This is a genomic window from Streptomyces sp. NPDC004788 (assembly GCF_053601115.1).
The window spans coordinates 24232-34747 of the sequence record NZ_JBSGBF010000085.1 but is presented as its reverse complement, the minus strand read 5'-3'; the positions used below and the strand labels follow the sequence as shown (position 1 = coordinate 34747).

Genomic DNA, 10516 nt, shown 5'->3' with positions numbered 1-10516 from the left:
GCCCGCCATGTCGAGGGAGGTCACATAGTTGCCGACCAGTGTGCCCGGCCTCGGCCTCGGCAGGCCGGGCGCCGCAACAGCTCGGGTCAGGCCGCCGTGCCCGCTCGGCCGAGGTGCCGGGCGAAGAAGCGGACCGCGCTGTCGGCCTCGAAGCGGGGCAGTTCCTTGTGCCTGCCGGAGTTCACGTGCAGGGACTTCTCCTCGGAGGCGAAGGCGTCGAACAGCGCGAGGCCCTCCTCCCGCGAGATGTGCTCGTCGTCCCACTGCAGGTCGAACTCGACCGGCACGGTGATCCGCTTCGCCTGCTCGGCCAGGACGTCGGGCCAGTGCTGGCCGAAGACCGCGGCCGTGATCCGCGGTTCGGCCGCCACGAACGGGATGCCGATCGCGGTGCCCATGTTGATGCCCCAGTAGCCGACCGGTCCGTCCGCGCCGATCTCCGGGAGTTCCTGGAGGGCGTCGAGCAGCGCGCGGTACTCGGGCACGGCACGCTCGGCCAGGTGGGCGTTGTAGCGGACCACGACCGGGCCCTCCGGCTCGCCCGCCGCCCTCGCCCGGAACAGCTCGGCGATCTCCGCCTCGTCGTGCGCCGTGCGCGGCCGGTCGCCGTGACCGGGCGCGTCGATGACGGCGACGTGGAAGCCGCAGCCGTTCACGAGGAGCCGGGCCCGGCCCGCCATCGCGGGGTGCTTCTTGTGGTTGCCGCCGCCGTGTCCCATCAGGACCAGCGGCGCGCCATCGGCCGCGCCGGAGTCGGGCGACCAGAGGACACCGGGGACGTCGCCCACGGTGAAGTCACGCTCGATCACGCCGTTCGAGGAGGACTCGGCGGTGAAGCGGAGAGAGGAAGAGTGCATGGTGTCGCCTTTCGGGAGTGCCTGGTGGTCGAGGCGCTCCCGGCGACACCTGGGTCAGTCGCCGGCCGTGAGGAAAAGGGGGAGCACCCACGTCGATACAGCGTTCACGGGTCTCACCTCCTCGGGCGGTTTCACGGTCGACTGCAAACTACCCCCTTGATCGTCGCCCCTTCAAACCCTTTTCCCGCCACCGCCCGTCTCAGCCCGTCAGGCGAGCTCTACGAGGAGGTCGCCCCCTTCCACCTGCTGGATCCGGGCGATGGCGAGGCGTGCCACCCGTCCGCTCTTCGGGGCCGTGATCGAGGCTTCCATCTTCATCGCCTCGATGGTGGCCACCGTCGCGCCGGCTTCCACCTCGTCGCCCTCAGCGACCGCGAGCGTGACCACGCCCGCGAACGGCGCGGCGACGTGGCCGGGGTCGGAGCGGTCGGCCTTCTCGGTCACCGGGAGGTCGGCGGCCGCCGCGTCGTCCCGTACCTGGATGGGCCGCAGCTGGCCGTTCAGCGTGGACATGACGGTGCGCATGCCGCGTTCGTCGGCCTCGCCGATGGCCTCCAGCTCGATGAGGAGCCGCACGCCGGGCCCGAAGTCGACGGCGTACTCCTTGCCGGGGCGCAGCCCGTAGAAGAAGTCCTTGCTGTCGAGGACGCTGGTGTCGCCGTACGCCTGGCGGTGTGCCTCGTACGCCTTCGTCGGGCCGGGGAAGAGGAGCCGGTTCAGCGTGGCGCGCCGGTCCTTGGCGAGGCCCTCGCGGTCCTCCGCCGTCAGCTCCTGGATCGGCTTGGGGCCGGCCCGGCCCTGCAGGGCCTTGGTGCGGAAGGGTTCCGGCCAGCCGCCGGGCGGGGTGCCCAGTTCGCCGTGGAGGAAGCCGACGACGGAGTCGGGGATGTCGTACCGGTTCGGCGCCGCCTCGAAGTCCTCGGGCGCCACCCCGGCGCCCACGAGGTGCAGCGCGAGGTCGCCGACCACCTTCGACGACGGCGTGACCTTCACGAGCCGGCCCAGCATCCGGTCGGCGGCGGCGTAGGTCGACTCGACGTCCTCGAAGCGGTCGCCGAGGCCGAGTGCGACGGCCTGGGTGCGCAGGTTGGAGAGCTGCCCGCCGGGGATCTCGTGGTGGTAGACGCGCCCGGTCGGCGAGTCGAGGCCGGCCTCGAAGGGGGCGTAGATCCTGCGGACGCCCTCCCAGTACGGCTCCAGGTCGCCGACCGCCTGCAGGTCGAGTCCGGTGGGCCGGTCGGAGTGGTCGGTCGCGGCGACGATCGCCGACAGCGAGGGCTGCGAGGTGGTGCCGGCCATGGAGGCCACGGCGCCGTCCACCGCGTCCGCGCCGGCCTGGATCGCCGCGAGGTAGGTGGCGAGCTGGCCGCCCGCGGTGTCGTGGGTGTGCAGGTGCACCGGCAGGTCGAACTCCCTGCGCAGCGCGGAGACCAGCCTGGCCGCGGCGGGGGCGCGCAGCAGTCCGGCCATGTCCTTGACCGCGAGCACATGGGCGCCCGCGGCGACGATCCTCTCGGCGAGCCGCAGGTAGTAGTCGAGGGTGTAGAGCTTCTCCGCCGGGTCGGAGAGGTCGGACGTGTAGCAGAGCGCGACCTCCGCGACGGCCGTGCCGGTCTCCCGTACGGCGTCGATGGCGGGCCGCATCCGGTCGACGTCGTTGAGCGCGTCGAAGATCCGGAAGATGTCGATGCCGGTGGCGGCGGCCTCCTGGACGAAGGCGTCGGTCACCTCGGTCGGGTACGGGGTGTAGCCGACGGTGTTGCGGCCGCGCAGCAGCATCTGCAGGCAGATGTTCGGTACGGCTTCGCGCAGGGCGGCGAGCCGCTCCCAGGGGTCCTCGGCGAGGAAGCGCAGGGCGACGTCGTAGGTGGCGCCGCCCCAGCATTCCAGGGAGAGCAGCTGCGGCAGGGTGTGCGCCACGGCCGGGGCCACGGCGAGCAGGTCCTTGGTGCGGACCCGGGTGGCGAGGAGCGACTGGTGGGCGTCGCGGAAGGTGGTGTCGGTGACGCCGATGGTCGGCGACTCGCGCAGGCCGCGTGCGAAGCCCTCCGGGCCGAGCGCCGTGAGCCGCTGCTTCGAGCCGGCCGGCGGCGCGCCGGCAGGCAGCCGGGGCAGCTTGGTGGTCGGGGCGACCAGTTCGGGGCGCGGTCCGTGCGGCTTGTTCACGGTGACGTGTGCGAGGTAGGTGAGCAGCTTGGTGCCGCGGTCGGCCGAGTGGCGGGCGGTGAGCAGGTGCGGCCGCTGCTCGATGAAGGCGGTCGTGACGTGACCGGCCTGGAAGTCCGGGTCGTCGAGCACGGCCTGGAGGAAGGGGATGTTGGTGGACACGCCCCGGATGCGGAACTCGGCGACCGCGCGCCGGGCCCGGCCGACGGCGGCCCGGAAGTCCCGGCCCCGGCAGGTCAGCTTGACCAGCATCGAGTCGAAGTGGGCGCTGACCTCCGTGCCGGCATGGGTGGTGCCGCCGTCGAGCCGGATGCCGGAGCCGCCCGGCGAGCGGTAGGCGCTGATCATGCCGGTGTCCGGGCGGAAGCCGTTGGCCGGGTCCTCGGTGGTGATGCGGCACTGCAGCGCGGCGCCGCGCAGCACGACGGACTCCTGCGTCAGGCCGAGGTCGGCGAGGGTCTCGCCGGCGGCGATGCGCAGCTGGGACTGCACCAGGTCGATGTCGGTGACCTCCTCGGTCACCGTGTGCTCGACCTGGATGCGCGGGTTCATCTCGATGAAGACGTGGTTGCCGTCGCGGTCGAGGAGGAACTCCACGGTGCCCGCGTTGCGGTAGCCGATCCGGCGGGCGAACCGCACGGCGTCGTCGCAGATGCGCTGCCGGACGGCCGGGTCGAGGTTCGGGGCGGGCGCGAGTTCGATCACCTTCTGGTGGCGGCGCTGCACGGAACAGTCGCGCTCGTACAGATGGATGACGTTTCCCTCGCCGTCGGCGAGGATCTGCACCTCGATGTGACGGGGGTCGACGACGGCCTTCTCCAGGAAGACGGTGGCGTCGCCGAAGGCGGACTCGGCCTCACGGGCCGCCGCCTCGATCGACTCGCGCAGGGTCGCCGGGTCCTCGACCCGCCGCATGCCCCGGCCGCCACCGCCCGCGACGGCCTTGACGAAGACGGGGAAGCCGATGTGCTCGGCGGCGGCGACCAGTTCGTCCACGTCGGTGGAGGGGGCCGAGGAGCCGAGCACGGGTACGCCGGCGGCGCGGGCGGCGGCCACGGCGCGCGCCTTGTTGCCGGTCAGTTCCAGGGTGCGGACGTCCGGGCCGACGAAGGTGATGCCCGCCTCCTCGCACGCCCGCGCGAGTTCCGGGTTCTCGGACAGGAAGCCGTAGCCCGGGTAGACCGCGTCGGCGCCGGCCAGGCGGGCCGCCCGGATGATCTCCGGCACGGAGAGGTACGCCCGCACCGGGTGCCCGGCCTCCCCGATCTCGTACGCCTCGTCGGCCTTCAGCCGGTGCAGCGAGTTGCGGTCCTCGTGCGGGAACACGGCGACGGTGCGCGCCCCCAGTTCGTAGCCGGCGCGGAACGCGCGAATCGCGATCTCCCCGCGGTTGGCCACCAGCACCTTGCGGAACATCCTGCTCCCTTCACCGCTGCCTCGTTGCGTACCCACCGGTGACTTCCTGGAGTTCGCGACGCAGGACCGCGTCGATGCCTCCCCTGCTCCAGTACCACCGGCACAGCCGTCGTACGCGCACCGCGTCCGTTTCGGCGCCGGCGTCGGCGTCGGAGTCCGTTTCGGCGTCGGCGTCGGAGTCCGTTTCGGCGTCGGCGTCCGCGTCGTACCAGGCGAACTCGGTGCGGTGAGCGGCATAGGCGTGTGCGCCCAGGACGTTGAACTCGGAGAAGCCCCGCGGCGGCCGGCCCGCCACGTAGCGGTCCAGCGGGATTCCGTGACGCGCCAGGGACAGCGCGCGCACTTCCGGGTAGAGCCACCGCGGGTAGGTGAAGGGCGGCTGCTGCATGAAGTCGTAGGCGACCGGACGTCCCAGGAACTCCTCCGTCGGGGCGAGCCAGGGACGGTGCCGGCCGAGCCGGGAGACCGCCCGGCGGACGATCCACGGCCGGCCGGCGTCGAGCAGGTCGGCGGGCGAGACAGGACGGGTGAAGACGACGTCCGAGTCGACGTGGCAGATCAGGTCGGCGTCGGTGAACTCGTCCGCGTACAGCTTGCTCACCTGCTGCCCCAGGTAGTCGTCCCGGTAGTCCGGACAGACCGTCAGCCGTACGTCGCCGCCGACCGCCCGGCGCACCGCGCCCGAGCCGGTGCGCGGCGTGACCACGACGACCTCCGAGAAGCCGCGGCACCACCGCTCGATGGCCGCCAGGGCGTACCTCAGCCAGGTGACATCCCGGTGGTAGGTACGGATGAACAGAGCGGTCCGCTGGTTACAGTGACCGACGTGTCCGAGACCGTACCCGCCTTCTGGTGCCGGGCGCCCAGCCAGGGCAACGTCGGTGACCGGCTCACTCCGTGGCTGATCCGCAGGATCTCCGGCGCCCCGGCCCGATGGGTCGCTCCGCACGCGCCCGGCCGCAAACACTTCGTCACGGGCAGCGTGGTCGCGCTCGCGCGACCGGGTTGCGTGGTGTGGGGAGCCGGGGTGATGGAAGCCGGTGAGTACGTGGATCCCGGGGCCGAACTGCTCGCCGTCCGCGGGCCCCTCACCCGGGAGGCGGCGCTGCGCTCGGGCGCGATGTGTCCCCCGGTCTACGGCGACCCGGGGCTGCTCGTGCCGAGGTTCCTGCCGCGCCGTCCCGTCCGGGCGGGTGGCCGGCTCGCGGTCGTCCCGCACTTCGCGGACAAGGCCCGGGCCCGGCTCGGCGTTCCGGAGCGCTGGCGGCTCGTCGACGTGCAGGGCGGCGTCGAGGACGTCGTGGAGCAGTTGACGGGTGCCCGCCTGGTCGCCTCGTCGAGCCTCCACGGCGTCGTCCTCAGCCACGCTTACGGGATCCCCGCCGTCTGGATCAGCTTCCGTGACCTGCCCAGCGGCGACGACAGCAAGTTCCACGACTACTTCCTCTCCGTCGGAGTGCCGGTACCGCCACCGGTGTCGGTCGGCCCCGTCGGCGCGGGCCTCGATCCGGTCGCGCTGGCCGATTTCGCGACGCTCCCGTCGGACCTCCCCGACCTGGACCTCCTGCTTGAGAGGTGTCCCTTCAGATGACCGACCACGACGGCGGCAGTCACGGCGACAGTCACGGCGGCGGCAACCACCGCACGGACCACGACGGGGAGCGCGACGGGGAACACCGCACGGACCACGACGGGGACCACGACGGGGAGCACGGCGGCGCTACGGATCCGCTGCCCGTCCTGCGCGGCATCCGGGACGCGAACTACCACCGCCCCGGCATTCGTTGCCTGCGGCTGTTCTCCGCCGGCGCCCCGACGCTCCGGAGGCTGGTCGCGGAGGTGGAGCGGCTGCGCGCGGTGCACGCCCCGTCGCTGGCGGGCGCCCCGGGCCATGTGACGGCCTGGGCCGGTCCGCGCGGTCGGGTGGAGCAGTTCAGCCTGCTCAACGCGTCGGGCCGCTGCGACGACTTCTCCAGGGACCACGACCTGTCCTGCTTCGGCAAACGCTTCCACGACCGCACGCGGTACCCCGCCTTGTCCGCGCTGGCCGGGGCGCTGCCGCACCTGGTCAACTTCCGGGTCAACGTGCTCGGTCCGGGGGCCGCCCTCGAACCGCACGAGGAACACAGCGTGGTGCGGTCGCGGACCGGGTCCGTGGGCGTGCGGGCCCGTTTCCATCTGCCGCTGGTCACCGGCGCGGGGGCCACGCTGCTGCTCGACGGCGACGTGCACCATCTGGAGGCCGGAACCGTCTACCTCGTCAACCACGGCTGTGTGCACGCGGCCGCGAACGCCGGGGCCACGGACCGCGTCCACCTCGTGTGGGACATGCTGGTGACCGCCGCGGCGGCGGAGGTGATGTTCGGTACGGGAGCGGTACCCGGCGGCTTCACCCGTACCCGGGCACAAGGCGTGCGGCCGACGGGCCGGCGGACGGTCACCCGCTGGGAGCGGATCGCGCCCCAGGTCGGAGAGGCCGAGGCCCGGCACGTCGGCCTCCTCGACCCGCAGTAGCCGGGTCGGCTGCCGCTTCAGTACAGGGTCCTGGAGAACTCGGCCGGGACGTAGTGGAACAACAGGGAGGTGTGGGTGCTCCCGTCCGGCAGGGGCGGGCGCGCATGCGGCACCCGGGTGCCCCTGAAGAGCACGGCCTCGCCGGGGCGTTGCACCAGGGACAGCTGTCCTTGGGCGCTGTCGAGGAGCAGCGGCCAGCCGCCCGGGATCCCCGGTCCGGACTCCCCGAGCAGCAGGGACACCGTGTACTCGCACTGCTCGCGGTCGACGTGCCGGTCGAGGACGGCGCCGCCGCGGTACGCGGAGACGTAGGAGTACGACGGACGCACCGGCCGGCCGGCGAGGCGGCCCACCAGGGCGCCGAACTGGTGGTGGAAGAAGCGCGACAACGACTCGTTGTACCAGCCGTACCGGCCCTTCACCTGCGCGTCGCCGAGCGGCCACGAGCCCTCAGCGATGAGCCGCTCGTAGTAGTCGAGCAGCGCCTCGCGGTGTCCGGGGCGTACGAGGCGGCCCATCCCGCAGACGTCCGTGCGCGCGAACTCCTCGGCGGCTTCGGCCTGAACCGCGTCGGCCCGCGCCGTCCGCCGCACGCGCGTCTCCGCCGTCCCGAGCGCACCGGCTCCGGCGAGGGCGGCGCGCAGCGGGTCCGGGAAGCCGGGCGGCAGGGGGCGGCCGGGGGTGAGCTCGCGCAGCGCCCAGAAGTCCTCGAACCGCACCCAGTACGGGACGAGGGCGCCGGTCTCGGGTTCGTCGGTCCACAGGATGGGGCGGCCGGGCAGGAAGCGGTCGCGGAAGCGGGTCCGGCGCGCCATGCTCAGGGGGATGGTGACGCCTGTCTGGAGCACCACCGCGGGATCGAGCACCGTGCGGTCCCCGTCGCCCTCGCCGGCACGGAGGTCCGCAATTTCGCCGGGGTCGGGGACCTCGCCGGGGTACGGGACCTCGCCGGGGTCCGTCTCGTGAAGCCAGCAGGCGAAGGTTCGGCTGTGGCGGGGAGCGTCCGGGGAAGTGACGGGGGTGGGACGGGCCGTGCGGGATCTCTGGGGCATCGTGGTGCGTCCGTTCGTGAGGCGGCGCAGCGTGTGCGTCACCGCGTCGAGCGCCGCCGGGTCGAAGCCGGGTGTGGTGCGCCATTTGCCGGGGCGCGGCGGGCTGATCGTCGTGGCCGACAGCGGCAGGTCCCGGCCCTGGGCCCCGGCGGGCAGACCCAGGACCGACTCCAGCCACCGCAGCGTACGGGCGGGTGCGCCGCGCAGCTCGGCGTAGTCGACGTCCACCCAGCGGTCGGCGGGCCAGAGCTCGCGGGCGTCGAGGATCGCCTCCACCGCGGCGGCCCACTGCCGGGCCGCGATCCGCGCGAGGTCCTCGCCGGCCCAGCCGCGCCAGCCGGGTGGCAGCAGCAGGTGCCAGGCCCGACGTGGCCAGCCGGGCAGGTCGGGGATGTTGACGAAGCCCGGATGGGTCCAGGCCCGCACCATGCTGGCCACCGTGTCACGGGCTTCGCGGCGCAGATGGACGACGGTGGCGTCGGGGAACAGCCGCAGCAGGAAGGGCAGCCGCAGGCTGTTCTCCGGGGTCTTCTCCAGGAGCCGGGGCGGCGGCTGGGCCCCAGGACCGCCGTTCCCGGGCCCGCGGCTTCCTCCTTCGTCGCGCAGTTCGGCCAGGAAACCGGCCCGCACGGCCCCTCCCCAGGCCCCGGCGTCCTCGGCGTCCAGCGCGTGCGAGGCATAGCCACGGCCCGCCGGATGGAGTCCGGGCACGCCCTCGATCACGCCTTCGCTCTCGCCGCCGACCGTCCACAGGGCGGGGTCGCGGGCCAGGGCGTCGAACAGCGCGGTACTGCCCGAACGGGGCGGGGAGACGATGATGACGGGCGCCGCGAGCGGGTCGGCCGCGAGCGGGGCCGCCGGGACGGCTCGTACCGCTCCGGTGACCGGTGTACCCAGCCGGGCCAGCGCGGTGTCCCGGCTCGCCGAGCGCGCGGAGAACTCGGCGGCCGCGGCCGCCGAGGCGAAGAGGTAACGGGCCCGTACTCCTCGGGCGTCGGCCCGCACGGCGCGGGCCAGCAGCTCCGGCACGTCGGGGAAGGGGCCGTGGTGGCTCTCGCGCGCGGCCCGCCTCGCCGTGCCGGACGGGAGCGCCACGTGGCCCACCATGGACCACGCAAGGACCTCGCCCCGCCCGTCCGGTCGGCCGCTCACGCCCGGTGGATCCAGCCGGTCACGCTGAACCGGCTGTCGGCGAACGCCTTGCTCGGCACGCGGACCGGCAGCACCTCGTGGTCGTGTCTGCTCGGGAAGAAGACGGCCAGGTTCGCGCGCGGCACGATCGTCTGGCTGCGGTCCGTGGGGACGATCCGCCCGTCCTCGACGACCGTCTCGAAGACACGCAGCTCCCCTCCGGAGAACTGGCGCGGCTCGGTGGAGAAGAAGTAGACGAACGTGAGCTCGCGGGTGTCCCCGTCGTCGCTGTCACGGTGCATGCCGAAGTAGTCGCGGTCGCCGTTGGCCGTCACCTGGAGCTCGATGGGGCCCAGCGGGAACGCCGGGAAGCCGAGACGGGAACGCACCGCCTCCAGCTGCTCCTTGATGCGCTCCGTGAACAGTTCCTCGAAACCGCCGAGATCGTGGAGCACGGAGCTGCTGCGTACGCGCTCGTCCACCACCGCCGAGCCCGGCCCGCGCGGCTGGACCGTGGCCGCCTTGAACTCGGACTCCCGGTCGAGGACGTACCGGAGGAGGTCGTCCTGTTCCGCGGCGGTGAGGAACTCCCGTACGCCTTGGGCGACCTCGTCGATCACGTCCCTCTCGTACCGTCCGGTGCCCGTCGGCACGCCCGCCGGCTTGCTGTAATGGCCGCCGCGCACCAGCCGGGCGATCTCCGACGCGACGGAGACCCGGTCCACGGTCCACTCCGCCCGCGATCCCAGGTAGACCGTCCCGTGGAAGGCCGCGTTGCGCTCGAACACGTCGTCGTCGACCGCGCCCGCGAGCACGTCGACCGAGTCGGCGCCGGCCAGGCCCAGGTTCTTCAGGAGTTCGCGGGCCGGTGCGCGGTACGTCAGATAGCGCGCCGCCTCGGTGAGGAAGACGTCCTCCGTGCGCTCGAAGCCGGCGCGGCGCATGGCCAGGTCGACGAGCCTCGACTCCTCGGCGACGAGGTAGTGCACCTGGGCGCCGGGGTCGACGGCCAGCGTCTCGAGCGCCTCCTTGTACAGGGCGGCATGCAGCCCCGTGTTGGTCAGGTCCTCGTCGGCGACGTGCACCGGGCTCAGCCCCCAGCATCCGTCGGAGACGAGGTGCGTCTGCAGGACCGCGACGATGTTGCGCGCGCCGAGGCCCCACGGCGGCCACGGCCGGTCGCGGACCGCGGCGAAGATCTGCGAATCGCCGTCGTGGAACTGCGGCAGGACCACCTCCTCCATGAGGTGCGGTGCGCCCGTCCGCCGGAAGAAGGCGTACAGGGCGGCCTTCGCGGTGTCGCTGAGCTCGTCGAAGATCTCGATCCGCGTGGCGCCGTTGCGATCCGTGTAGAAGTCGCGTCTGATGGGCTGGGTCATG

Annotated in this window: 7 protein-coding genes; 2 read left to right on the top strand and 5 right to left on the bottom strand. The window is 73.0% G+C overall.

Annotation, left to right across the window (positions count from 1 at the left end; genetic code table 11):
- Positions 1-86: 86 nt before the first annotated feature.
- The 3 genes from ACWEJX_RS29150 to ACWEJX_RS29140 all read right to left on the bottom strand — a co-directional run bounded on the left by ACWEJX_RS29150 (position 87) and on the right by ACWEJX_RS29140 (position 5145).
- Positions 87-857 carry an alpha/beta hydrolase gene (locus ACWEJX_RS29150; RefSeq protein ID WP_451610398.1) on the bottom strand — a complete coding sequence of 257 codons (771 nt, stop codon included), beginning with the start codon at positions 855-857 and terminating at the stop codon, positions 87-89.
- Between the two features lie 207 nt (positions 858-1064).
- The gene (locus ACWEJX_RS29145) at positions 1065-4439 is read right to left on the bottom strand and encodes a pyruvate carboxylase (RefSeq protein WP_451610397.1); all 3375 of its coding nucleotides are present in this window, start codon (positions 4437-4439) and stop codon (positions 1065-1067) included.
- 10 nt (positions 4440-4449) lie between these two features.
- Positions 4450-5145: a hypothetical protein gene (locus tag ACWEJX_RS29140; protein WP_451610396.1), complete on the bottom strand. Its 696-nt coding sequence runs from the start codon at positions 5143-5145 to the stop codon at positions 4450-4452.
- A 120-nt stretch (positions 5146-5265) separates the two neighbouring features.
- On the opposite strand from ACWEJX_RS29140, the gene ACWEJX_RS29135 reads away from it, so the two are divergent.
- Together ACWEJX_RS29135 and ACWEJX_RS29130 are read left to right on the top strand one after the other, a co-directional pair.
- On the top strand, positions 5266-6030 hold the full coding sequence (locus tag ACWEJX_RS29135) for a polysaccharide pyruvyl transferase family protein (protein WP_451610395.1): 765 nt from the start codon (positions 5266-5268) through the stop codon (positions 6028-6030).
- Complete coding sequence (locus ACWEJX_RS29130; protein WP_451610394.1) at positions 6027-6953, top strand: aspartyl/asparaginyl beta-hydroxylase domain-containing protein; 927 nt, start codon at positions 6027-6029, stop codon at positions 6951-6953. Before ACWEJX_RS29135 ends, ACWEJX_RS29130 begins: the two co-directional genes overlap by 4 nt.
- A 17-nt stretch (positions 6954-6970) precedes the next feature.
- Here the strand turns inward: ACWEJX_RS29130 and ACWEJX_RS29125 are convergent, their stop codons facing one another.
- Together ACWEJX_RS29125 and ACWEJX_RS29120 are read right to left on the bottom strand one after the other, a co-directional pair.
- Complete coding sequence (locus ACWEJX_RS29125) at positions 6971-9157, bottom strand: sulfotransferase family protein (RefSeq protein ID WP_451610393.1); 2187 nt, start codon at positions 9155-9157, stop codon at positions 6971-6973.
- Positions 9154-10515 carry a 2OG-Fe(II) oxygenase gene (locus ACWEJX_RS29120; protein WP_451610392.1) on the bottom strand — a complete coding sequence of 454 codons (1362 nt, stop codon included), beginning with the start codon at positions 10513-10515 and terminating at the stop codon, positions 9154-9156. Before ACWEJX_RS29120 ends, ACWEJX_RS29125 begins: the two co-directional genes overlap by 4 nt.
- Position 10516 lies beyond the last annotated feature (1 nt).

Bases quoted from the DNA above. Each gene is read 5' to 3' on its own strand.
- ACWEJX_RS29150 (WP_451610398.1), bottom strand. From the start codon at position 857: ATGCACTCTTCCTCTCTCCGCTTCACCGCCGAGTCCTCCTCGAACGGC.
- ACWEJX_RS29145 (WP_451610397.1), bottom strand. From the start codon at position 4,439: ATGTTCCGCAAGGTGCTGGTGGCCAACCGCGGGGAGATCGCGATTCGC.
- ACWEJX_RS29130 (WP_451610394.1), top strand. From the start codon at position 6,027: ATGACCGACCACGACGGCGGCAGTCACGGCGACAGTCACGGCGGCGGC.
- ACWEJX_RS29120 (WP_451610392.1), bottom strand. From the start codon at position 10,515: ATGACCCAGCCCATCAGACGCGACTTCTACACGGATCGCAACGGCGCC.